This window comes from Nonomuraea sp. NPDC005983, assembly GCF_040614375.1.
Taxonomy (GTDB): Bacteria; Actinomycetota; Actinomycetes; order Streptosporangiales; family Streptosporangiaceae; genus Nonomuraea.
In genome coordinates, this window is sequence record NZ_JBEXUP010000004.1 from 139,178 (window position 1) to 161,725 (window position 22,548).

General features: G+C 66.7%; 25 protein-coding genes. 8 read left to right on the forward strand and 17 right to left on the reverse strand.

Features of this window, described 5'->3' with window-relative positions; translation table 11 throughout:
* Window positions 1–5: 5 nt before the first annotated feature.
* From ABZ297_RS03970 to ABZ297_RS03995, 6 genes are all read right to left on the reverse strand, one after another.
* The gene (locus ABZ297_RS03970) at window positions 6–1,238 is read right to left on the reverse strand and encodes an enolase C-terminal domain-like protein (RefSeq protein ID WP_355338967.1); all 1,233 of its coding nucleotides are present in this window, start codon (window positions 1,236–1,238) and stop codon (window positions 6–8) included.
* Window positions 1,235–4,276: a hypothetical protein gene (locus ABZ297_RS03975; RefSeq protein WP_355338970.1), complete on the reverse strand. Its 3,042-nt coding sequence runs from the start codon at window positions 4,274–4,276 to the stop codon at window positions 1,235–1,237. Before ABZ297_RS03975 ends, ABZ297_RS03970 begins: the two co-directional genes overlap by 4 nt.
* A complete protein-coding gene (locus ABZ297_RS03980) occupies window positions 4,276–5,085 on the reverse strand; it encodes a carbohydrate ABC transporter permease (protein ID WP_355338973.1) in 810 nt (269 codons plus the stop codon). Before ABZ297_RS03980 ends, ABZ297_RS03975 begins: the two co-directional genes overlap by 1 nt.
* A complete protein-coding gene (locus ABZ297_RS03985) occupies window positions 5,082–5,927 on the reverse strand; it encodes a sugar ABC transporter permease (protein WP_355338976.1) in 846 nt (281 codons plus the stop codon). Before ABZ297_RS03985 ends, ABZ297_RS03980 begins: the two co-directional genes overlap by 4 nt.
* Before the next feature lie 150 nt (window positions 5,928–6,077).
* Entirely contained in the window at window positions 6,078–7,334 is a 1,257-nt protein-coding gene (locus ABZ297_RS03990; protein ID WP_355338979.1) for an ABC transporter substrate-binding protein, read from the reverse strand.
* A 17-nt stretch (window positions 7,335–7,351) separates the two neighbouring features.
* A complete protein-coding gene (locus ABZ297_RS03995) occupies window positions 7,352–8,053 on the reverse strand; it encodes a FadR/GntR family transcriptional regulator (protein WP_355338982.1) in 702 nt (233 codons plus the stop codon).
* Window positions 8,054–8,113: 60 nt separating this feature from the next.
* Here ABZ297_RS03995 and ABZ297_RS04000 point away from each other — a divergent pair, with 60 nt between their 5' ends.
* Window positions 8,114–8,263 carry a hypothetical protein gene (locus tag ABZ297_RS04000; RefSeq protein WP_355338985.1) on the forward strand — a complete coding sequence of 50 codons (150 nt, stop codon included), beginning with the start codon at window positions 8,114–8,116 and terminating at the stop codon, window positions 8,261–8,263.
* A 3-nt stretch (window positions 8,264–8,266) separates the two neighbouring features.
* Here ABZ297_RS04000 and ABZ297_RS04005 read toward each other — a convergent pair whose 3' ends face one another.
* The 4 genes from ABZ297_RS04005 to ABZ297_RS04020 all read right to left on the reverse strand — a co-directional run bounded on the left by ABZ297_RS04005 (window position 8,267) and on the right by ABZ297_RS04020 (window position 11,518).
* Window positions 8,267–8,800, reverse strand: coding sequence for a DUF305 domain-containing protein (locus ABZ297_RS04005; RefSeq protein ID WP_355338988.1), 534 nt, complete (start codon window positions 8,798–8,800; stop codon window positions 8,267–8,269).
* 73 nt (window positions 8,801–8,873) lie between these two features.
* Complete coding sequence (locus tag ABZ297_RS04010) at window positions 8,874–9,797, reverse strand: phosphotransferase (RefSeq protein WP_355338991.1); 924 nt, start codon at window positions 9,795–9,797, stop codon at window positions 8,874–8,876.
* Between the two features lie 56 nt (window positions 9,798–9,853).
* Window positions 9,854–11,077, reverse strand: a complete 1,224-nt coding sequence (locus ABZ297_RS04015; protein WP_355338994.1) for an acyltransferase — start codon at window positions 11,075–11,077, stop codon at window positions 9,854–9,856.
* Between the two features lie 219 nt (window positions 11,078–11,296).
* Window positions 11,297–11,518, reverse strand: a complete 222-nt coding sequence (locus ABZ297_RS04020) for a hypothetical protein (RefSeq protein WP_355338997.1) — start codon at window positions 11,516–11,518, stop codon at window positions 11,297–11,299.
* Window positions 11,519–12,009: 491 nt separating this feature from the next.
* Here ABZ297_RS04020 and ABZ297_RS04025 point away from each other — a divergent pair, with 491 nt between their 5' ends.
* The 3 genes from ABZ297_RS04025 (at window position 12,010) to ABZ297_RS04035 (ending at window position 13,846) form a co-directional block, all read left to right on the forward strand.
* Window positions 12,010–12,441: a hypothetical protein gene (locus ABZ297_RS04025; RefSeq protein WP_355339000.1), complete on the forward strand. Its 432-nt coding sequence runs from the start codon at window positions 12,010–12,012 to the stop codon at window positions 12,439–12,441.
* A 360-nt stretch (window positions 12,442–12,801) separates the two neighbouring features.
* Complete coding sequence (locus tag ABZ297_RS04030) at window positions 12,802–13,122, forward strand: cytochrome P450 (RefSeq protein ID WP_355339003.1); 321 nt, start codon at window positions 12,802–12,804, stop codon at window positions 13,120–13,122.
* A 118-nt stretch (window positions 13,123–13,240) separates the two neighbouring features.
* The gene (locus ABZ297_RS04035; RefSeq protein ID WP_355339006.1) at window positions 13,241–13,846 is read left to right on the forward strand and encodes a GNAT family N-acetyltransferase; all 606 of its coding nucleotides are present in this window, start codon (window positions 13,241–13,243) and stop codon (window positions 13,844–13,846) included.
* Between the two features lie 448 nt (window positions 13,847–14,294).
* Here ABZ297_RS04035 and ABZ297_RS04040 read toward each other — a convergent pair whose 3' ends face one another.
* Window positions 14,295–15,734: a hypothetical protein gene (locus ABZ297_RS04040; protein ID WP_355339009.1), complete on the reverse strand. Its 1,440-nt coding sequence runs from the start codon at window positions 15,732–15,734 to the stop codon at window positions 14,295–14,297.
* 600 nt (window positions 15,735–16,334) lie between these two features.
* Between ABZ297_RS04040 and ABZ297_RS04045 the strand changes: the two genes are divergently transcribed.
* Complete coding sequence (locus ABZ297_RS04045; protein WP_355339012.1) at window positions 16,335–16,460, forward strand: hypothetical protein; 126 nt, start codon at window positions 16,335–16,337, stop codon at window positions 16,458–16,460.
* A 228-nt stretch (window positions 16,461–16,688) separates the two neighbouring features.
* On the opposite strand, the gene ABZ297_RS04050 is transcribed toward ABZ297_RS04045, so the two are convergent.
* The gene (locus tag ABZ297_RS04050; RefSeq protein ID WP_355339015.1) at window positions 16,689–16,970 is read right to left on the reverse strand and encodes a GntR family transcriptional regulator; all 282 of its coding nucleotides are present in this window, start codon (window positions 16,968–16,970) and stop codon (window positions 16,689–16,691) included.
* 81 nt (window positions 16,971–17,051) lie between these two features.
* On the opposite strand from ABZ297_RS04050, the gene ABZ297_RS04055 reads away from it, so the two are divergent.
* On the forward strand, window positions 17,052–17,282 hold the full coding sequence (locus tag ABZ297_RS04055) for a hypothetical protein (RefSeq protein WP_355339018.1): 231 nt from the start codon (window positions 17,052–17,054) through the stop codon (window positions 17,280–17,282).
* Window positions 17,283–17,619: 337 nt separating this feature from the next.
* Window positions 17,620–18,231 carry a hypothetical protein gene (locus ABZ297_RS04060; protein ID WP_355339021.1) on the forward strand — a complete coding sequence of 204 codons (612 nt, stop codon included), beginning with the start codon at window positions 17,620–17,622 and terminating at the stop codon, window positions 18,229–18,231.
* 145 nt (window positions 18,232–18,376) lie between these two features.
* On the opposite strand, the gene ABZ297_RS04065 is transcribed toward ABZ297_RS04060, so the two are convergent.
* The 5 genes from ABZ297_RS04065 to ABZ297_RS04085 all read right to left on the reverse strand — a co-directional run bounded on the left by ABZ297_RS04065 (window position 18,377) and on the right by ABZ297_RS04085 (window position 21,877).
* The gene (locus ABZ297_RS04065; RefSeq protein WP_355339024.1) at window positions 18,377–18,553 is read right to left on the reverse strand and encodes a hypothetical protein; all 177 of its coding nucleotides are present in this window, start codon (window positions 18,551–18,553) and stop codon (window positions 18,377–18,379) included.
* A gap of 156 nt (window positions 18,554–18,709) precedes the next feature.
* Complete coding sequence (locus ABZ297_RS04070; RefSeq protein ID WP_355339027.1) at window positions 18,710–18,958, reverse strand: hypothetical protein; 249 nt, start codon at window positions 18,956–18,958, stop codon at window positions 18,710–18,712.
* 945 nt (window positions 18,959–19,903) lie between these two features.
* A complete protein-coding gene (locus ABZ297_RS04075) occupies window positions 19,904–20,191 on the reverse strand; it encodes a hypothetical protein (RefSeq protein ID WP_355339030.1) in 288 nt (95 codons plus the stop codon).
* Between the two features lie 195 nt (window positions 20,192–20,386).
* The gene (locus ABZ297_RS04080; protein ID WP_355339033.1) at window positions 20,387–21,241 is read right to left on the reverse strand and encodes a hypothetical protein; all 855 of its coding nucleotides are present in this window, start codon (window positions 21,239–21,241) and stop codon (window positions 20,387–20,389) included.
* 426 nt (window positions 21,242–21,667) lie between these two features.
* Complete coding sequence (locus tag ABZ297_RS04085) at window positions 21,668–21,877, reverse strand: DUF6368 family protein (protein ID WP_355339036.1); 210 nt, start codon at window positions 21,875–21,877, stop codon at window positions 21,668–21,670.
* Window positions 21,878–21,924: 47 nt separating this feature from the next.
* Between ABZ297_RS04085 and ABZ297_RS04090 the strand changes: the two genes are divergently transcribed.
* Window positions 21,925–22,425 carry a hypothetical protein gene (locus ABZ297_RS04090; protein ID WP_355339039.1) on the forward strand — a complete coding sequence of 167 codons (501 nt, stop codon included), beginning with the start codon at window positions 21,925–21,927 and terminating at the stop codon, window positions 22,423–22,425.
* Window positions 22,426–22,548 lie beyond the last annotated feature (123 nt).

Here is a 22,548-nt window from a genome sequence, read left to right on the forward strand (position 1 = left end):
GCTAATTATGTAGCGACATCTCCTGAAATAGCGGGGTCAGCAAAGCGCTCATTCGGCACCTGGGCGTACCAACCGGGCCGTCCAGGGTCGCGATCGTACGGATAACCGCCTATTTCGCGATAAAGCTCCGCGTAGCGGGCGACACGCTCCCTGTCCAGCTTCACGCCCAGTCCCGGCCCCGTCGGCACGGCGATGCCGCCCTCCGAGTAGGCCAGTTTGCCGCCCTCGATCACGTCGTCGCGAAGCTGGTGATAGTGGGCGTCGGCCGCGTACGTGAGGTTCGGCAGCACCGCGCCCAGGTGCAGCATCGTCGCGAGCTGGATGCCCAGCTCCCCGGACGAGTGCACCGCCACCCCGAGCTGGAACGTCTCGCACACCCCCGCCGCCTTGATGCACGGCCGGATCCCGCCCCAGAACGTGGTGTCCAGCAGCACCACGTCGGCGCTGCGGCGCAGCACGTTCGAGGCGAGCTGCTCGAAGTTGACGACGACGGTGTTCGTCGCCAGCGGCACCTTGACCTGCTCGCGCACGGCCCTGAGCCCTTCGAGCCCCCAGACGGGGTCCTCCAGGTAGTCGTTGTTCAGCCCCTCGATGGCGCGGCCGAACCGCAGCCCCTCGGCGACCGACAGCACCGCGTTCGGGTCATAGCGGAGCCGGTCGCCGGGGAACGCCTCGGCCAGCGCGCGGTAACACTCCAGCTCGTAGTCGGGCGGGAAGACGCCGCCCTTGAGCTTGTGCACGGTGAACCCGTGCGCCGCCTTCAGCTCGCGGGTGTGCTCCACGAGCTGGTCAGGCGTGCGGATCTCGGCGTACCCCTCGGCCGCGTACCGGAAGAACAGGTAGGACGCGAACGGCACCGCGTCGCGGATGCGCCCGCCGAGCAGGTCGCAGACCGGGACGCCGAGATGCTGCCCGATCAAGTCGAGGCAGGCGAACTCGATGGCCGCGAGGAGCTGGGTGCGGTTGTTGTAGAGCGACGCGGTCGGATTGGCGATCTTGAACCGCAGCGCCTCCAGCTGGAAGGGGTCGTGCTCCTTCAGGTACGGCAGGAGCGCGCGGAAGGCCGCTTCCGCGCTCTCCCCGCCGCCGCCCATCTCCCCCAGGCCGATCAGCCCGTTGTCGGCCTCGACCTCGACGATCGTGCGGACGAACCGTCCCCAGTGGGCGCCGTTGCTGTGGCGCAGCGGCGCCTCCAGCGGGACGGCGACCGTCGTGGCCCGGATGTCTACGATCTTCACTCGCACGTCCCCCAAACGGCGGCGACCCCGCAGGCGGGCAGCCGCACCTTGACCGATTCGTCTACTACGTCGAGCTGCTCCCGCTCGCGCTCCAGGCCCGCGCTCGCCCGGGCCGTGCGCAGGCCCGGCAGGCTGACCGTCACCTCGACCGGCTCGTCGGCCAGCGACTGCAGCCGCACCACGTGCTCGGCTCCCGCCTGCCCGATCGAGTTGACCAGCACGTCGGGGTGGTCGGCGGTGACGAACGAGCGGGTCGCCGGGGCTGCGCTCCCAGCCGGGCCCTCGGGTAGCAGCGCGCCGACGAACTGGTCCGTCAGCCCGGCCGCCGCCCGCGCGCCCAGCCGCCTGCCGGGCACGCCCACCTCGGACGTGACGGCGTACCTGAACGTCGTCTCGCCCTGCTGCTGGGAGGGGAAGTTGGTGTCCCAGATGTTGTTCAGCGCCCAGGAGTAAACCGTCCCCTGCTCCTCTTCTAGGGTCGGCGGGAACGGTGCGTACGGCATGTGGATCGTGCCGAGCTGCACCAGCGGCGCTTCCAGGGTGGCCCAGGCGATGGTCAACTCCGGGTCCTCGAAGGCGATCCAGTGCCTGATCGGCAGCATGTACTCGGCCGAGCCGGGCACCCGGGGCACGTCCGGGCCGCCCACGCCCCCGGTCAGCTCCCAGGCCGAGGCGGGGCCGGACGCGAACGGGAAGGCCAGGAAGACGGCCTCCTTGGCCGGGGTGCCCTGCTTGGCGAGCTGGTAGGTCAGGTCGAGGCGGGCGACGCCGTGGTGCAGCTCGATCGTGGTGCGCAGCCAGTCGACGCCCTTGCCCTGCAGCTCGATGACCAGCTTCTCGCCGACGGCGGTGCGCTGTGCCTTGAGCACGGTGGCGTTCCTGCCGATGGCACGGTCGCCGAGCAGCGTCCTGTCGTGCGCCCCCACGTGCCCCGACATGTGGTTGAAGTGCGGGGCGGTGGCGTACCGGTCGTAGACGTACTGCCCGAAACCGGCCGCGGCGTCGGCGTTGACCAGCTCACGCCCCGCCTTCTTGTCGAAGATGGAGCTGATGTAGCCCTCGTGGACGTCGTACGCCACCCGGTAGAACTCGTTCTCGATCACGCCGCCCAGGTCGAGCGCGACCGGTTTGGGCGCCAGGGCCTCGGCGCGGACCACGTCGAGCCGCGCGTATCCGAAGCCGGGGATCTCGGGGACGACCGCGTGCAGGTGCCGCCCGATCGGCCGGGTCGGCCACTCGGCCGGGTCCACGACCTCCTCGTGGTGCGCGAGCGTCTCGCCGGTCCGCGCGTCCACCAGCGCGATGGGCACGTTGGCCGCGACGACGTCCCGCGGCAGGAACGCCCGCACGACGTCGGTGCGGGTGCGGGTGCCCGGGTTGAAGACGGCGAACGAGGCCAGCGCGGCCCGCTCCGCGGGTTCCTCCGCGGGTTCCTCCGCTGGGCCGGAGAGCGCGGCGGCGAACCGGCGGGTGGCGGCCTGGAGCAGGTCGGAGGCGTCGTCCTGGGCGTCGTAGGCGCCCGACGACTTGCGGGTCCACTGCAGGCCGCCCGAGTCGCCCGCCTCCTCGGCGTCCTCCCACGGGTTGGCCGCGCCCCAGGTGTGCTCGTTGAACAGCGCCACCTTGTCGTACGCCTCGTCGATCTCGCCGGTGGCGTCCGCGCCCGCGATCGTGTGCAGGGTCTCGGCGGCGCGCAGCGCCGACTGCGCGCGCCGGACGTAGCCGAGCGGGCGCGCGCCCGAGCCGAGCCCGTCGGCCCACCAGTCGGTCCAGTCGCCCTCGTGGACGGCCAGCCGGTCGTGATAGTGCTCCTCCACGTGCGCGAAGAAGTCGCTGTTGACCGCCGAGCGCAGCCGTGGGAACGCCCACTGCTCGTTCCACCGGCGCGCGATCGACGCGGGCACGATCGAGGGGCCCGCGTTGTCGGCGTGCGCGCCCTGCACGCGCAGGTGCAGCACGTCCAGCTCGTACGGCTCGCGCGGCGCGTCGGGGCCCTGCCAGCCGAACGTGCCGGGCCCGTACGGGTAGCCGCGCGAGGCCAGCGCCGACAGGTAGCGGGGCAGCAGGTCGTCGGCCAGCTCGTAGGAGTCGGTCAGCCCGACCGTGTTGCCCTCCATGTAGGCCATGCCGTGCGGGGTGTCGGTGAACCAGACCAGCACCTCGTTACCGCTGGGCGCCCGCCAGCGGAACGGCCTGGTCAGCTTGTCGCCGCCGTGCAGGTACGGCACCGACCGCCCGGCCCAGTTGTGCGCGGCGGCCAGGTAGCGCACCCCGGCCGCGTTCAGCGCGTCGACCAGGCCGACGACGGCGCCGGGCACGTCGGTGTGCATGGCGGAGCGGGTGGCGAAGCCGTACTTCTCCTGGAGCTGGGTGGTGAAGCGGAGCTGCCGGTACAGCTCCTCGGTGGAGCACGCCTCGGTGTGGAGCTGGAACGGCAGCGCGGTCACCTCGATGACGCCCTCGCGGGCCAGCGCGGCGAAGGCCTCGACCTGCTCGGCCGGACGCGCCCCGAGCCACTTCAGGGCGGGCATCGACGACTCGACCGTCCACCTGAACTTGGCGTCGTCGGGCCAGGAGGCGGTCTCCTCGGCCAGCCTGACCGCCGCGTCGAGGTAGTCGAGGTGGTGCCGCAGGACGGTGCCCTGCGGGTCGGTGTAGCCGATGTCCAGGTGGGAGTGGTGGACGACGAACACGCTCCACTTGCGCTGCGGCGTGACGGTGATCCGCGCGGAGCCGACCACGCCCGCGTCGTCCCGCGACTCCAGCGTGAACTCGCGCGGCTCGCTCACCTCGGGCACGAGCAGCGTCACGTCGGTGCCCGACGCGCTGTCGACGCCCACCAGCACGTGCGTCAGCGGCTGGGTGCTCGAGACCCTGATCGCCTGCCGGCCGTCGTGGGTGAACAGCGGCAGCACGGCGACCCGGACCTCCAGGCCGCGCACACTGATCACCGGGGTCGAGGTGTCGTTGCGCAGCGCCTGCCTGATCCCGTCGTAGTCGGGGGAACCGAGGCTCCGCTGCAACAACCGGCTCGTCATCAAACACTCCCTAGAGACAGGCCTCGGGCGAAGAGGCGCTGGGTGGCCAGGAACAGCAGGACCGTGGGCAGCGAGCAGACCAGCCCCGCCGCCAGGCCGACGGGTACCGGGGTACCGGCGTAGACGTCGGTCATCAGCCCGGCCAGCGCGGTCATCACCGGCCGCACGTTCTCGGTCTGTGTCAAGGTCAGACCGAAGATCAAATCGTTCCAGATGAAGGTGAACTCGAGGATGAACACGGCCGCGAGCGCGCTGGTGGAAATCGGCAGGTAGACCCGCCAGAAGATGCGCCAGGTGGACGCGCCGTCCATCCGGGCGGCCTCGAAGATCGAGAAGGCCACTCCGGTGTAGAAGTTGCGCAGCACGAACGCCGCCAGCGGCACGTTGATGGCCGTGTAGATGAGGATCATGCCGAGCCGGCTGTCGTACAGCCCGGCGTCGCTGTAGCCGACGAACAGCGGCACGAGCAGCATCTGCGACGGGAAGATCGTTCCACCGAAGATCAGCAGGAACCACCAGAACCCGCGCCGCAGCCGCAGCACCACGATCGTGTATCCGGCCAGCGCCCCGATGAGCACGCCCAGGACGGGCGAGACGACGGCGTAGAGCGCGGTGCTGGCCAGGCTGTCGCCCAGGTTCGCGCTCTCCAGCGCCCGGCCGAAGTTCTCGAACAGCGAGAAGTCGCCGGACGGCAACCACGCGCTGCTCGCGTCGTACGAGGCCGCGGGCCTGGAGGCGTTGACGAGCAGCAGGTACGTCGGCCCCAGCCAGATCAGGCCGAGCACGACGAGGACGGCACGCCGGATCATCGCACCTGCCTCCTGAGGTAGAGGAAGGACGCCAGCCCGGTGACCACGGTCAGCACGACCGCGACGGCCGAGCCGTAGCCGTAGTCACTGGCCACGAACGTCTCCTTGTACATGGTCACCGCGAGCGTCTCGGAGTTGCGTCCCGGCCCGCCCTGGGTCAGCACCCAGACGATGTCGAACGTCTTCAGGCTCGCCACCAGCGCCAGCCCGACGACGACCGCGGTCAGCGGCCTCATCAGCGGCCAGATGACGTGCCTGAACAGGGTCCAGCCCGACGCGCCGTCGAGCCGCGCGGCCTCGATCGGCTCTTTGGGGATCGACTGCAGGCCGACCACGAACAGCAGCGTGTTGACGCCGAGCTGCTGCCAGGTCCAGACGAGCAGCATGGCGATCGTGTTGTGCGGCGCCTTCTGCAGGAACGCGGTGTCGACGCCGAGGATCTGGTTGGCGATGCCGTCGTGCGACAGGATCGGGCTCCACACCAGCGCGAGCCCGGCGCCGCTGAGCGCGTACGGCAGCATGAACGGCACCCGGTACCAGGCGCCGCCCTTGATGTCGTACGACAGGACGGCCACCAGCAGGCCGAGACCCACCGGCAGCACCATCGTGCCGACCACCCAGATCAGCGTGTTGCGGATCGAGGTGAGCAGCGCCGGGTCGTCGAACAGCTTGGCGAAGTTGTGGAAACCGATCCATTCGGGCGAGGCGAGGCCGTCGTACCGGGTGAAGCTGAGGTACGCGGTCCACAGGAAGGGGGCGTAGAGCAGCCCCGCGACGAGCAGCGCCGCGGGGGCCACGTACCCATGCCGGAACCGGCCGAGTATGGGAGCGCGCGTGCTCATGGCCTCACTCCGTGAGGCGGGCTCGGTCGCTCAAACCCGCCGCCTTCCCTCGTCACTCTGGTCGCTACGCTCCCGCCACTCCTCAGTCCAGGCGACGGCGCTCCCTCACGGCTCATGGCCTCACTCCGTGAGGCGACGGCGCTCCCTCGCTCACTGATGGGTGCTCCAGTACTCGTCGGCGGCCTTCTGGATGGTCTGGAGCACTTCCTGGTAGGTGCCGGGCTCGTTGACGAACTTGCCGAAGCCGTCGAGCGCGGCCGACAGCACCGGCGGCGGCGTGGCCTCGAAGTAGCGGTTGACCAGCCGGTACTTGCCGCTGCCCGCGTCCTTGGTGATCTGGCCGAGCGCCTCGTCCTTGATCGTCACCTTGGGGTTGGCCGAGACGTCGCCCCTGCTCGTCGCCCACTTCTCCTGGGCTCCGGCGGAGGTCCACCACTTGAGGTACTTCGTGCTGGCGTCGGCGTCGGGCGCCTTGGCCAGCGAGCAGAGCGGGCCGCTCTCGAAGATGATGGACGTCTTCGGCAGCGAGGCGTTCACGTTGGGGATCGTGAAGAAGCCGTAGTCGGTGCCCGCCTTCAGGTCGCGCTGCGTCATGGACGTGTTGAACCAGGTGCCGGACGAGACCATCGCGGCCTTGCCGCTCTTCAGCAGGTCGGCCGGGTCCGTCTTGTCACCCGGGTTGACGAAGTACCCGGCGTCGATGAGCTGCTTCCACTTCTCCATCACCTGCACGACGCCCGGGTCGGTGTACTTGGCCTGGCCGGTGGACAGGCGGTCGTACAGGTCGGGGTCGGTGCCCGCCATGAGCTGCTCGAACCAGACGAAGGAGAACAGCACGCTGGTGTGGTAGAAGGCCTTGACGCCGTTCTTCTTCAGCGTGTCGGCGACCTTGACCAGCTCGTCCCAGGTGGTCGGGGGCTTCAGCTGGTACTTGTCGAAGACCTGCTTGTTGTAGAACATCCCCCAGTAGGCGACGTTCAGCGGCACGCAGTACTGCTTGCCGTCGACCGTGTAGTACGGCGCCAGTTCCTGGGGCAGGTCGCCCGCCTTGATCGCCTCCTGCCAGATGGCCGAGGTGTCGGCCACCTGCTTCTGCTTGACGATCTCCGCCAGCGTCCCGCCGGTCTGCCAGGTGAACAGGTCGGGCTTGACGTTGGTGCGGAACGACGCCTTGATGAACGCCTGGTATTGCGCGGAGTCGGTATAGCCGGTCGGCTTCATGCCCAGGCCGATCTGCTGCTTGGACAGGGCGCCCATCTCGTCGAAGTACTTGCTCCACGCGCCCTTGTCGTTGTACAGCGTCAACTCGGTCTTCTTCGGCGCGTCGGCACCGCTTCCGCCGTTGCCACCGCACGCGGCGAGAACGAGAGCCGCCACGCCGAGCGTGGCCATGCGTGACCGGATCATGCCCCGGCCTCCTTGTTTCACTTGGGGGGGTGTTGCAACCGCTGCTCTATTACTGTCCTGACGTCCACCAGGTGGGCCCGCATGCGCTCTTCGGCGACCTCGGCGTCACGGGCCTCGATGGCCTCGAGGATCGCCTGGTGCTCGTCGAAGTCGCGGCTCCGGTCGTCGAAGATCTGCAGGATCTGCCGCTGCTCCGGCCCGTGGATCGTCAGCAGCGAGTCGACGACCTCGTGCAACACGCTGTTGCCCGCGAGCCGCGCGGTCGCCCGGTGGAAGGTCATATTGGCGTCGTGCAGCTCGGCGTCCTGTCCCCGCAGGTGCCTCGCCGCGTCGTCGAGCACACCTCTGAGCGCCTCCAGCTCCTCGCTGGTGGCACGTTCCGCGGCCAGCGCGGCCAGCGGCGGCTCGATGACGATGCGGGCGCCGAGCAGCTCCAGGAGCTGGGCGCCGTGCATCTCGCGCATGTTGGGGTTCGGGAGCACGATCCGCCCGATGGCGGCGCCGACGTAGATGCCGGAACCGTGCCTCATCTCGATGGCACCGGTGGCTTCCAGTCTGCGTAGCGCCTCGCGCAGTGTCGGGGTGGTGACAGCGAAGCGCTGGGAGAGCTCCCTGGTCGAGGGCAGCCGGTCGCCCGGCTGGTGCCCGCCCGTACGGATGAGCTCCAGCATGCGCTCGGTCAGAGCGTCGGAAAGGGTCGGCCGCGTTACCTCGGACATATCAAGTCATCTAATCACTTCTCGCTATACGCGTCTATGAGGACTCGGTATTTTTCGCGCATGAGGCGCATTGTCGCGCGGGTGGTGGCGGTCGTCCTGGCGCTGGCCGCCGTCGCCGTCGGCGGTGCCGGTTGGTACTACTCCGGCGTGGTCATCAACCGCAGGGGCACGCTGCGGCCTGGCGACTTCGTCGCCAGGGTCGGGCGCTGATCCTCAGCGCTTCAGGAAGCCCCGCATCTGCTGGATCTGCGCCTTGCGTGACGCCTCCACCTGGGCGGCCCACTGTTTGACCGCCGGATCGGCTCCCCCGGACTCCTCGTTCCCCGCCATCCGGACGGCGTCGCCCTGGTGGGCGATCAGCAGGGTGAGGAAGTCCCGCTCGAAGTGCCCGGACGACCTCAGGGCGGCGATCTTCCTGCGGTCGGTCTCGGGCATGCCGCCGTGGTGCTCGTGCGCCCGCGTCGGCGCGGTCAGCGGCTGGTCCCACGCGTGCAGCCAGCGCAGCATCATCTCGACCTCGTCCTGCTGCGTGGTCTCGATCGCCGCGGCCAGCGTCTTCAGCTCAGGCGTGGTCGCCTTCGCCTCGCCGACCTTGACGAGCTCGATGCCCTGCCTGTGGTGCTGGACCATCATCTGCACGAACATGACGTCCTCGGCGTTGACTGGGTCGCCACCCGAGGGGGGCGGCGCGCACCCGGCGACCAGCAGGAGCGCCGCGCCTCCGGCGGCGATCGCGCGCTTGCGCATCCGCGCCCCCAAAGGAAGCTAAAAGGAAACTTTCCTAAGGGTTAACGATTTCCGTCAGGCGCGCAAGGGCCCCTCACCGGTAGGCGAGGACGCGTTCCAGGTTGTGCCTGACGATGCCCAGCATCATCTCGCGGTCAGGGAAGTCGCCGTCCAGGAGCCTGAGCGGGCCGGCGACCAGCGACAGGTGCATGGCGAGCCGGTAGAGCTCCATGCGGGCCTCGTCGAGGCCGTCGGCACGCAGCCACCGGTAGTGGTCGCCGAACCGCATCTGGAGGAAGACGTGCTCCCACTCGACGTCGAAGAACATCGTGCCCTCGATGTCGATGAGTACGGGCTCGCCCTGCTCGTCCACCAGCACGTGGTCGGGGCCCAGCTCCCCGTGGATGAGGGAGTGGCCCGACCTGGGCCTGACATCGGCGTAACACCGGTGCAGGAGGTTCTCCAGCCTGTCGCGCGCGTCCGCGACCGCGTCGACCCGAGAGGCCGCCTCCCGCAGGTCGCGCTCCGCCCGGTCGAGGACGATCCGCTGGCACGAGCGGTCCTGCGGTTCCGTCTCGATCTGGCCGACCCTGCCCAGGCGCGGGTCCTGGTGCTGCCGCATCGCCTCCAGGCCGGCGGCCAGCCCGCGCAGCGCGGGCACGGGGTCGTCCTCCAACCGCGACTCCAGCGTGCCTCCGCGCACGTCCTCGACGAGCGCCAGGTCGGGCCTGCGGATCGCGTGGACGTGCGGGGTCCTGACGCCGAGCGAGTCCAGTCTGGCCTTGCTCGCCTCGAACAGGTCCAGCCCGGACGCGTCGGACAGCGGGCCGTCGTCGGCCGCGTTCGCGGGCCAGTAGTTCTCGGACTCGTTCCAGACGTAGAGGACGGCGGTGCTCCCGTCGTCGAAGGTGAGCCGGTAGACGCCCTTCTTGCTGCCACCCCTCAGCCTGGCCGTGCCGACCGGCCGCCGCCCGAAGGACTCCGCCATGAGGCCCGCCAGAGCCTGATCGTCATACACCGTCGGCATGCTGGCACACTCGAGGCCACGAGTTCCAGCGGATTGTCCGGCACCGGTCAGGACATCCGGCGAGCCAGTTCCCGGCCCCTGCGCTGCATCGGTCTCTCGACGAAGCGGTACGTCGCCCAGCAGACCATCAGCAGGATCGCCAGGAACACCACCAGGGGAGCCGGGTTGTCATAGTCCCGCCAGCGGCCGACCGTCGCGTCGGAGACCTTCAGCAGCAGCGGGTGGAGCAGGTAGACCGAGAAGCTCATCATGCCCAGCCCGGCCAGCCACCCGGGCACCCGCCGGTGCCGCAGCCCCATGCCCGCGCCGAACGTGACCGCCGCGAGCACCAGCGACACCGTCCAGGAGACCGGGCCGCCCTCGACCTCCTCGGGGTGCCACCACCCCTGCGCCACGGTGACGGCCAGCACGCCCGCGCACGCCAGCACCGCCGTCCGCCACCGCACGGTGCCGTTCTCGGCACGGTGCAGGACGGTCCCGCTGAACATCACCGCCAGGATCGACAGCCCGAACCACGGCGACAGCCTGCCGTTCAGGACCACCAGGACCAGCGCGAGCCCGCCGCCCGCCAGCATCCCGGCCCGGCGCAACGCCGGACGGGAGACGCACGCCGACCCGATCGCGGCCACCATGACCAGGGTCGTGACAGCGACCGCGACCGGAGCTCCGGCCGAGCCGCTCAGCAACAGCGCGGGCCCCAGGCCCCCCAGGACCACCCCGCCCACTGTGAAGACGGCGACCAGCGACACCGACCGTCCGTGCCACCGGACCGCGAACAGCCCCACGACCACGAGGTAGAACGCCATCTCGTACGAGAGCGTCCACAGCACGTTGACCGCGTTCGGCACCGCGAGCAGGTCCTGCATCATCGTCACGTGTGCCAGCACGGCCGTCACCGGGTCGAACCGGTACAGTTCCCCGCGCACCTGGCTGACCCCGACGACCGCCAGCAGCAGGAGCGCCACAGCCGCGACGATCCAGAGCGGGTAGATCCGGAACAACCTGCTCACCCAGAACCGCCGCACGGAGCCGTGCCGCTCCAGCGAGGCCGGGATGATGTACCCGCTGACCAGGAAGAACACCATCACGCCCCAGACGCCGGGGTTGAACCAGCCGATGACCGCGGCCCGGGCCTGGGGCGTGTAGACGAAGGTGGAATGGTGGATCGCGACGGCGACGGCGGCTATCCCGCGAAGGGCGTCCAGCCAGCCAAGACGCGCCACCTCACGACCGGCCTGGGGGTGCAGGAGCTCGCTACGTGTTGTGGACAATGACCCGGCTCATGTCTCGTCGGCGAAGGGGGGAGGGCCGACCGCCCCGCGGAGAGATCGGCCCTTGCACTGTAGGCGTTGCCGACGGACACCGCGCAATCGATCCCGATCAGTCGGAGACCACGGTCAGCCGGACGCGGTAGGCCGACGAGGCGGTGGACCCGAACCTCTGGTTGTTGACCACCGCGCCGTAGCCGGCCCCGCTGGCCCAGTTGAGGGTCATGACCGCGGCCGGGTGATCACCGTGAGCTTCTCCTGCTCGGACGCGCGTTCGGGTATTCCCTGGGCGCGCGGGACGATCGAATGGACGACGGCAACGTCGCCGTAATCGGCGTCGAGGGCAATCCTGTAACCGGCGAAAGGGGCACGACCACTTCCTACGCGTGCGGCATCCGGGTGCGTCTTCAGCCGCCGCATCCCGGCCGTCACACATTTGACCATTCGCGGCTCCTTTCGTACAGGCCTCGATCACACGCTCATCGTCGAGTCCGAGCAGCGGGCATAAGCCGAACCTGGACGGCGAAACCACCGGGCCAGGACGGCGGCCGAGGCGATCTCTGGGCGATTTGCTCAGCGCCGCATTCGTCCTGCACGCGACCTTTCCGGTTGGACGACACGAAAGGTGAGGCCTGGGCGCGAAAGTCGCTTAACTTGTCATTTGCCTTCTCCTTTGCGGCCAACCGCGTCCTTGGCGCGGCCACCCGCTTTGAGCTGGACAATGTGGGCCTTGAGGCCAAACCGGATTCCAACGGCGTCCAGGTTGGCCGGATAATATCCAACTTCGCCGCGCGAACCCTATTTCCCATCCGAGACCAGAATATTGCCCATAATGTCGGGCAAAAGGGAAATCTAGATGAATGCGATGACATTCGGTTAAAGGAATTGTAAAGGACGGAATGAAGGTTTGTCGCATATCTTCGCAGGAGAAGCTGATGGGCGGGAGGATCCTCCCGGTCGATCAACCCCATTTCGCGAAGGGTGAATGCGATATGCGCGCGATACAGAAGATCCTGAGCACGCTGGCGGTGAGTGGCGTTCTCGCCGGAGGCATGGTGACCCTCAGCGCGGTCACCACCACGACGGGCGCGGAGGCGAAGACCGCAACCCTGACGAAAAAGCTCGACGATGAGCCGTCGAGGTGGAGCCGCGCCTGGAGCAGGGCCTTCGGCCGTGCCTTCGCCCGCGCCCGCGCGCGTGCCCGCGCCCAGTCCGCCAACACCAACGGGCCAGCCCATCAGACGGTCAACATCATCCTGAGCCCGGACATCCTGAACCCGGAGCTCCTGGCTGTGCGTGACAGGACGGCAGTGCGCGACCAGCGCGACCTGCGCGACCTGCGCGACGAGCGCGACGTCCCTGAATGAGCCGCGTGAGGGCGAGCTGACCGGAGGAAGGAGGTCGGGAAACGTGCCGGGCGATCGAGGAAACCCTCGTGAGCGAACCTGCGCACCGACCTTGCTACACCCCTCATCCGCGAGGGAGCACGCAGCAACACCACAGGCGCTGCGCCCTGTCTCGCGACGCCCGTCAGCTCGTCGGCGCGGTAGTCGTCCGGCTTTCGTGCGGTCAGGGCCGGCCCGGGATCCGGCTCCTGGCGTTTCCGGCCTGACCGTAGGCCGATCGGTGTCGGCGGGACGTCATGCGGGCGGCTCTTCTGCATACGTTCCGGATGGGCCGCCTGTACAGCACCTGGAACGGAAGGGGTGCGATGACCGCCTGAACAAGTGTCGGGCGGCACCCTGAAAGCCGGGACGGTCGTGATGCCCAACCTCAACGCCGCCAACCACGACCCTCGCGCCTTCCCCGAACCGGAGCGCTTCGACATACACCGCTTCGGCGCGCAGCCGCCGCACCCACACCTGGCCTTCGGATACGGCCCGCACCGCTGCCTGGCCGCCGCGCTGGCCAGGGTGGAGCTCACCGAGGCTGTCAGGGCGCTGGTGGTCAAACGGCCGGGGCTGCGGCTGGCCGTCCCTGCTGAGGACGTCGAGTGGAGCGACGGACGTGCGGGTGACCGCACCGGACAAGGGGCAGATGCGCTGTGAGGACTTTGAATGAGTTGCCCAGACGGCCGGTGTCCGGCCTCATCGATCCCGTTCGGGATGTAGCCAGAAGGCGTTGGAGGTCGTGGCCGAAGTGCCGTCGCGCGATAGCGTTCCGTCCGTGATTGAGAACGGCAGAACTGAAGGAACCAGGCAAACTGCCGGGGCTCCCAGCGTTGACCTGGGGCGCTCTCCTCGCGTGGTCTTGCGCCGCATCACCAGCCACGACCAAGAGGAGTTTCTTGAACGGGTCAGTGCCAGCGTCGGCCTGAATCTGCCCGCGACCCCGGAGGCGTTCCAGGCGTTCCTTGGTCGATTCGACGAGGGGCGATCTGCCGAAGGCTTACTGGTCTGTCTGCGCGACACCGGCGCCATCGCAGGCAATGTCAACATCAACAGCATCATTCGCGGACGCTTCCAGAACGGCTCGCTGGGCTACGCCTCCTTCGCGCCCTATGCCGGTCGCGGATACATGACAGAAGGTCTTGGCCTGGTGCTGCGCCACGCGTTCGACGAGCTACAGCTGCATCGGCTGGAAGCGCAGATCAGCCCCGAGAACCAGGCGTCCATCAAACTGGTCCAACGCTACGGTTTCCGTTACGAGGGTTACTCCCCTGATCTTCTGTTCATCGATGGCGCGTGGCGAGGTCATGGCCGATGGGCCCTCACCAACGACATGCATGGCATCGTTCCCGATGCTCCCCATCCAACACTGCCTGACCACTGACACCGCTGGCCAGCCGGGTCGCTGACGTCGACAAGGACGAGACTGTTAGCAAGGGTGTTAGCAAAATGCCCTCCGCGATCATCACGGAGGGCATCTGAGCTGGACCCGCCTTGGGGATTCGAACCCCAGACCCCTTCATTACGAGCAAAATCAAGGACTTGCTCATCCTCCCCCGCCGAGGAGGTGACCTGCCTTTTGCCGTCCGTCAGAGTCCGTGGACGTCCATGATCGAACTTCCTCGTTGTCACCCACTTCGTCACCCAGTCGGGTTGGCAAGACCTTCGGGTGCCAGGGACAAAGACGCGGCTTAGCGCGGCTTTGCCGACCCGATCGCTCCCAGGCCGCATGCCTGGTGGGCGACAGGCGCACGGCTGGGTGACGGCGCCCTGCGCCACCGCCCCTTGATCCTATGAGATCCATTCGGCAGGGCACTGGACGCCGTTTGGCCTCATTCCTTCAGTTCGGTCTTGGCGGCGAACAGAGTTCCCCGTTCCGTGCCCTGCCCCCGACGAATGTTCAGGCCCTCCTTGCGGAAGCTGATCCATCCTTCACCGTCAGTCAGTCCCCGCACGATTCTGGTTTTCACGATGTCGTGAGTCGCATAACCGACGTCCAGATGAGTCAGGTGACTGTCGTCCTTCCGGTGGACTTTGAGCCCCTCCACGGGGAAGGTGATCCATCCGTCGTCGGCGCTTCTTCCTTGCACCCATTCGGTGTTGACGCCGTTGAGATCGGCCTTGTCGGCGTGCACGGTTCCCCAGGCGTGCCCGGCTCCCTTACGCACGTCCAGCCCGTCCTTGGAGAAGCCGATCCATCCGTCGTCGGCGCTTCTCCCCTGCACCCATTCGGTGTTGATGCCGTTGAGGTCAGCCTTGTCGGCGTGCACGGTTCCCCGTGCTCCGCTCCCGTTGCGGACGTCCAACCCGTCCTTGGGGAAGGTGATCTTCCCGTCGTCGGCGCTTCTCCCCTGCACCCATTCGGTGTTCACACCGTCGAGATGGGCCCTGCCCGCTGTCACGGTCCCCTTCGCGCCAGAGTTGTTGGAAACCTCCACCCCTGTGCCGGTGAAACTGACGCCCCAGTTGGGCGTGATCCCCTGGACCCGGGGCGTGTCGATGCCCGTAGTGGCGGTGAGCTTTTCCAAGACGGGATTGCGCGCGTGAACGGTCGTGGTGAGGAAGTGTTCCTGCTTGGGCGTGGTGCGGGAGGCGGCGACGAGGGTGTAGGTGGTAGCCCGTTTCGGGGTTTGGGCCGGGGACCAGGTAAACGTGCCCGAAGGGACCGTCGCCTCCCCGCCGGGGAACAGGATCTTGTAGTCGAAGTCGGCGGACCCCTCCCAACTCAGCGTGAGCGTAGCTCCGTCGTCGACCATGGCCTTGTCCGGACGGAAGTCGCGCGGTGCCGGAATCTCCTTGGGAGCGGCCTTAACCACTGGCACCGCCGCCTGACTGACCTGCCACCCTCTGCTGGTTTTGATGGTCTCGGTCACCATCAGCACAGCCACCCCGGCGGTGGGAGCAACGGTGACATTCTCCAGTGTCAGCACCATGTAGTCACCAGGCGCGAAGCCTTCTAGGCGACCGCTCTGGGGGGTGACGTGGAAAACGTCGGCGCCTTGCGGCTGGACAATCACCGGCTGGGTGTCCGCCTGGGAGGGGTTTGACTGGGTGTCGGTGTACTCGCCCCTCGGCTTGATCGTGCTGATGTTCCGGGTGAGGTGGCCGGCGCCGTCACCGACGGGTACCTTCACCTCGATGCTCAACCACGGCACCGTCTGTCTGGTGTTGGTGACTATCAGATACGCCGTCCCCGTGGACGGAGACCGCCCGTCCACTGACGCCTCCAGGGATGTCGGGTCGGTGAGGATGGTGTAGGTCAGCGCAGTCAAGGTCACGACTCCTTCTCTTGGCAGACGGCGCAGGTCGATGCCCTGCGCACTACGAGAGGACCAGGCCGGGCAGAACAGGCGGCGACACGGGTGAGGCATCTGGAACCCGCCGCTTGCAACGCACCGCAGAAGAGCACCCTCTAGATCCAAACGTCAGCATTGGAGCGTGACAAGAGCGCTCAAGGGCGCCATAACGGGGCGCTTCGGCAACATCCTCAGCGTCTTGACACGCATCCGGACGATGCGTTATTCCGCCGCGACGAGCAGTAAAGCGCGTCTCGTCACACTGCGGACTGTCCGGGGGCAAAGCTGCTGCAACACCGGGGGAGCCCCCGGGGTGTTACAGCCGTTCTCCCGCGCGAAGCGCGCTCGGAAGGGCGTGCGAAGCACCATTGACTGGTCGGAGCACGGTCGAGAGCGGCTGTTCTGGTTGAGGTCGTCACCATCTCATGGGACAGCAGGGACGGCCTTCCAAGACTCCCACAACGTGCGGCGCGCTTTCCGCGCGGTCATCGCCAAGACCGACCTCGACCCCGACAAGTGGACGCCCCGAGAGCTGCGGCACAGCTTCGTGTCCCTGCTCTCAGACCAAGGCATCCCTTGGAGGAGATCTCCCGGCTGGTCGGCCACAGCAGCACGGCGGTAACCGAGCTGGTCTACCGCAAGCAGATCTGCCCCGTACTCCAGGAAGGCGCGGTGGCCATGGATCGGATCTTCAAGACATGAGATCGGGAGGCTTAGTCACTCACTTAGACACCCAGAAGCCCCCCGCGATCACGCGGGGGGCTTCTGACCTGGAGCCGCCTTCGGGATTCGAACCCGAGACCCCTTCATTACGAGAACGGGGCAGACGCCTGGTCGATCAGTTCCACGCCTGCTTGAGCAGCAGTCTCAGATGGTCCCCGTGCGGGTGGGTGAGTCGGCGTTGCTGTACTGGTTGCTGTACAGCACAGCTCATCCCTCGGTGCTGTCAGCAGGAGGGTTGGGCTGCTGGACGTAGGTGCCCTTCCCATGGACGCTGCGGATCAGGCCGCGCTCGCGTAGCTCCTTCAGCGCACGGCGAACCGTCATCCTCGCCACGCCGTACTGCTCCGCGAGATCCAACTCGGATGGGATCCGCTGCCCAGGCTTGAGCTCGCCACGTTCGATCCGGGCCGCGATGTGGTTCGCCACGACCATATAGACGAGTTCGGGTCCCTCGCTGTCGATCTCTGGGTAGTCGCTCTCCTCCGGCACGCTGCACAACATAGATGCCCTCTGACCTGCAAAAACACCTAGATACGTCTGCAGAGGTATAGAGAGGTCTATATTCGATACATGAACTCCGAGCCGTACAGCCTGGCCTGGGACCTCACCGCTCCGATCGAATGGGAGTGCCCGGGACTGTCACCACATCCGGCTCGCGTCCGCCCCAACCACAAGGCCCTCACCTGGACCTCGCTCGCGCCTGAGCGGCACCGTGTCCACGAGCACACCTTCGCCGGCCCTTGGCGCCGCGAGGAGTCACGTCACTGGTGGCAGCTCCTACTCCTCGGCGGCGCCCGGTAAGAGCTTGTCGCTACGGACAGCACCCAGGTGACCGATGGCAAGGACCGACGGAGTCGGTCCGCGGCAGCCGATCGCCCCGGTCTGAAACGTGGGAAACCGAAGTCGGCGATCGTCACGGCCTCAGCCCACTTTGAAGCGAATCCCGGCCGTGGCTGCCAGCCGAGATCGCTGGGTACCAACCAGTCTCGCCACGTGCGCGATGATGGCGTCGGAACACTTGAGTCCGCCGCGGTGTCGGCAGACTCGCTGAACTCCACTTGGCCTTCCAACCTGTCGGCGATTCTTCCTCGCGCCTCCGGCAACCGTACGAACACTCGATGGCTGGATACTGGCGGCTATGATCATCGTCGACGTCGTCTTGGAAACCTACGACGCGGTGGACTTCACGGCCTGGCCGATCGCAGAGCCGTCGAACGACCGCCTTCTCGCTCTGTCCGGCCAGATGTCCCCGGCCGAAGTCGGGACCGCGATGGCCGTCATCTTCAAGTACAACGGCATCCCAGTCGTCCACGCCGCCGACGTGACCGAGGCTCACCTGGAACAGCATCTTGCCCAAAAGGAAGCCCTCACCGCGCCGGGTGGGCTGCGTTTCCGCGACACCGCAACGAACGTCGAAGTGTCGCCCGGTTGCTGCTTCGGCCTGGAGAACTGGCGCGACTGGTGGGACGTGGTCCACGGACAGGAGCCCTGGCTCGGCCACGACCCAACGCCCCATATCCAACACAATGGTCAGGTCATCCAGCTCCGACAAGATGGCCTGGACGTCCCCCCAGCCCCGCCCATCGAGATCACACCCAGCGAACTCTCAAGCCTGCTCACCACAGCGCAACAACGACTCACCGGCTTCCTCGACCTCGCCCAGCGATGGACCGCCGGTACTACCCCTGGGCTGGCTGGCCGGCTCATCGCAGCCCTCGATGAACACCTGATGATCACCGTGGCAAGGTAGGCGAACGCGGCTGTCCCAACCACTTCGATGCGAGGCCACTTAACTATGATCGCCACCAGCGACATCACGCCGTCTGACCTGCGCGATCGGTCTCCAGGAGTCCGCGAATGTCCGCGGGCGTACGCACCGATCGTCACCCAGTTAGTCACTCACGGCGGTGCCGGTTGATGGGCTTGAGCTCAGCCAGAGCATCGAGGAACTCCTGTCGCGTGATCTCGAACGGCGCGAACTCCTCCAGATCGAGATCCGCGTACGTCAGCATCCCGAACTCGTCCTGATCATGCTGTTCGTCGTACGCGAGGACCACCCCGTTGGCGTACACCTCGACCTGCTGACGCGCGGTTCCGGTGTCGTCGATGGACAGGTACTAGATCAACGTCCCCCAACTGGCGTACTCGTCTCCACGGTCCTCATCCCATGGCCGGCGGAAGTACCTCATCCAGGCATCCTCAGCCAACAACTCTCGGTCCTTCAATCGCTAATCCCCGGCCGTCTGGCGCTCCTCAGGGCTGGTCACGAAGCTACCCATGCCGGGCTCAGTACGGATCAAGCCATCCGCCCGCAGAGCACGCATGACCTTCTGCCCGGTGGCATTGGCAATGCCGAACTCCTCGATGAGGGCAACCCCGGAGCGGTCCTCATCGGTCGCCAGGGTTACCGCACTACTCGACCTTGGAGCTGGAGAGATGATCATGGCGACCAAGGGAACTCTGAGGATGACTGTCATCGACCCGCACTAGAGCAGTCGATCCCCCGACTCCTGCTTGCAAAGACACACTCGGATCTTGCTTGGTCTGCGAAATCCCAGCTCAGCGGATCGATTGCACGCCCCGCGACTGCCCGTTGTTTCCCCTGTTCCCCCGTCCCCATCGGGCACGGAACGGGCACGTCAGTGGCCGACTGTGGCGGGTTACGGCTCGAAGGGCAAGACTGTGGGCCCATGGCACTCGCGTGGCACCCCCTGACGCCTGCTCTCATCGACACGATGACGTCCCTTGCCCGTGCGCCATGGGACTCGGGAGGGTTCGATCAAGCATGGTTACAAGCTGGATGGCCGACTCCCCCAGGCGGTTCCGTCCCCGACTTCGTCAAAAACATCACTAACTGGCCTGTCTTCAACATCGGCGACTGGGAGATCACCCTTCCTTGGAGAGCCTGGGCAGACAACGCACGAGCGAAGATGCTCGACCTGACATTCGCGCTGTACTACGAGCCCGACAACAATGAGGACCCCTATTTGGCGGAGTTCCCTCAGACACTGCCCTCCGCGCGTTGGCGGGTTGACCAGTCAGGTAACCGGGAGCAGTTCAACGCCGTCTGGCGCTCAGGCCTCATAACGATCTCTCACGTCCACGGACAGCCCTTGGATGTGGGCCTGTACAAGGATGAGGACGAATGGAGCTACGCCATTTGGCGCGTAGGAGCTCGGCTCCTTGTGCTCGGCCAAGGCGAAGATTTCCAGACCCACAGCCTGTATGACAGAGCCACGCTCCATATCGCGGACTGCCTACCTGGATCACCCATCCCACGGGGGCTGGGATCTCTACGGACTTCTCATGGGCGGGGAAGAGGTCGAAGAGAACTAACACTTGCGTCTAGTACTCCATTGACACTTCGCGATCCTGGTGCTGGCGCGCCGGAAGCCGTACATGCGCCTGGTGAGAGATTGGCGTCACTCGAAATGAATGGCGGCGGAGGCTACGAAACCACCAAAAGCCAGGAGCACGGCAAATGTTCCGATACCAGCCAAGAGGACGATCGACTTCACCACACCAGGCCTGATCCGGACGATGAGGACTCCTGCGATGAGAGCCACACCGAAGACGTATCCGCCCACCAGACGAGGGACGGGGGCTGGTCCGCGGACGAAACCATAGCCCCGGCTCACGAAGATGCCCAGCGTCAGTCCAGCCAGCCCGAAGCCGAGCAACCCAAGCAACACTGACAGCCATCGCGCCATGAATACATGCCCTTTCCAAGCCCGTCCTGCCGTTGAGACGGATCAGGCTACCCCGCAGACCATGCCCGCGATCTCGAATCGTCACTGGAGTACTAGACGAGTAAGTCCCAAGTCTGATCGATGACTGGGTGGTGGACTGGCCGGTTGCTCGGTTGTGCCAGCTGCTGGCCGTCAGCGTCGGGATGCGCCCGTAAGTCACCCGGCGCGGCAGGGGGCCGACCAATGGAGACAGACGGGGAGCCGACTTTTCGCATCCAGCACCACCCGATCACCCAACGGCTCCCCAAGCGGGACGACGCCCTCGCCAGATGCGCCAACGCCCAGGCACAGGCCGTCGCTGATGTGCTCCTGGACCTCAATTCCGAGGACCACGACGTCGGGCCGCTCATCAGCCCGCAGGTGGACGGTCGGCCTCTCTTGGCTGATGCAGAGACCGTAGTCGTAGCTCACCCGCAGCGTGCGCTCGTCGAGCATCTCGAAGCCTCTGACGTCGGGGGGCAGGTGGTCGCCGACAGCGTCCTCGACGGTGCCGAGCGTGGCCCGGTCAACCGCAACGTGGTCGATCGGGCCAGGCAGGTTCGAGAAGTACAGCCGCCACGCCGGGACGGTGGCCATGCCGCGCAGGGTCCGCACGCGCATGGTCGTGAAGGTGGCAGCGGTCATCTTGTACGCCCGATCGTCCTGGGCGGAGTCCTCCTCTTCGTAGGGGGACAGTGCGATCAGCGCCTGGCGCGCGCTGATCACGGGGACCTGCATGGTGGAGCCGTCGTCCCAGCGGATCCGCGCCTTGTTCGGGGTCGCGGGGAGCGGGCTGGCCACGGCGAAGCCGTACTCCTCGTCACTGCCGATCTGCTCCTCCACGTCCTGCGGCATCTTGCTCAGGCCCTCCGTCGGGACGAAGCCGTTGCGCCAGATCTCCGCCGCGCCGCTGGTCCGCCAGGTCCAGACGGCACGGGCGGCGTGGTCATCGAAGGTGAGCTGTCCGATGAGGAGGTTCCCGCCGCTGACGAGCAGAGTCATCGTCACGAGCGTCACGACTAATCGCAGCATCCGAAGATTATCGAGGGTTCCTGGGACCGACGATGACCAGACTTAGGACTTACTCATCTAGCGGCTCGCCCGCTGCTGAGGGACATGCCCTAGCTTGGAGCGGTCCGCAACCACGTTGCCCGGTGGGCCAGGGCTGAGGAACGAGGCCCTGGCCCTTCGATCGCCCCCAAAACCACGTGCGGTGACCGGCCATGCAATGGCGATCGTGAGGGCTGCATCTGTGCGGCGGCGCGGCAACCCCGGTCGGAGCGTTTTGGCGTGTAGGGACGTTGCTGTCAGAGCTGCTGTCACCTCAGCCATGGTCATCCGCTGGCAAGGCCCGACGGAGAAGGACCGCGGCAGCCGACCGCCTCGGCCACCTCTGGGAAGCATCGAAGTCAGCGTCGTCACGGCCTCGTTTGTGTGGACCAACTGAGTAGCCCCCGGTTACTTCACGAGCCGGAAGCCGGGCTGCGTGGCCCATGCTCTGAGGAACTCCGCGGAGCCATAAGCGTTATAGCCAGTCAACGGCAAGTCGCTTGTGGCGATCATCTCGATGCCGGAGCGCTCCCGCCGGAGGCCTGCTTTAGGCTTGCTGCTGCCTCTGGGCCATAACAACGCCATACAAGTTAGAGTCGTCGATAATCTCCGAGGCATGAGGTGAGTCGCTCCGCTACTGGTTGGAGTAGAAGGACATGTTCCCGATGAGAACTAACCTCGTCTACGTGGTGCTGGCATTCGCGCTCGTCACCCCACTTGTCACCGGATGCCGTTCCGAGTTCTTTCCCAGCGAATCGCGGGCTGCTCCCGAAGTCGTCGCTGACCTGCGGAGCACGGGAAGGGTGCTGGCGGCAACCACGACTGAATGGTATTGGGACGGCCACACTGAGATCACAGACGTCCTAGTGGTCAACGTTGAGGGCTCAGGCTTCCGTGATGCCCTTGACAAGGCCGTGGGCCTCCTACGAACACACGGGTGGGAGGCCAAAGACCCAGCGGACCAATGGCGTACACGCTTGGAGTCGGACAAGTGGGACGGTACATGGATAACGGTTGAGCCGCTGATTAACTATGAAGTGGCGACTTCTGAAGGATTCAACGAACAACTCGATGCGTCCAACGCGACTCTCTTCAACCGCCTTATTGAGCAGAACACCTCCGGAAATTTGGTGGTCCTAGAAGCGAATCCTGATCCAGACAGCTGACCACGCCCGGGATGTTGTCGCCCGCGCCCTGGGAGCCTCAGGGCAACTTTCTGCTGCATCCGTTCGATGGTGCGGCGGGGTGGCCGGGCGGGACCGGCCCGGAGAGGCCGCATGCCCGCCCGG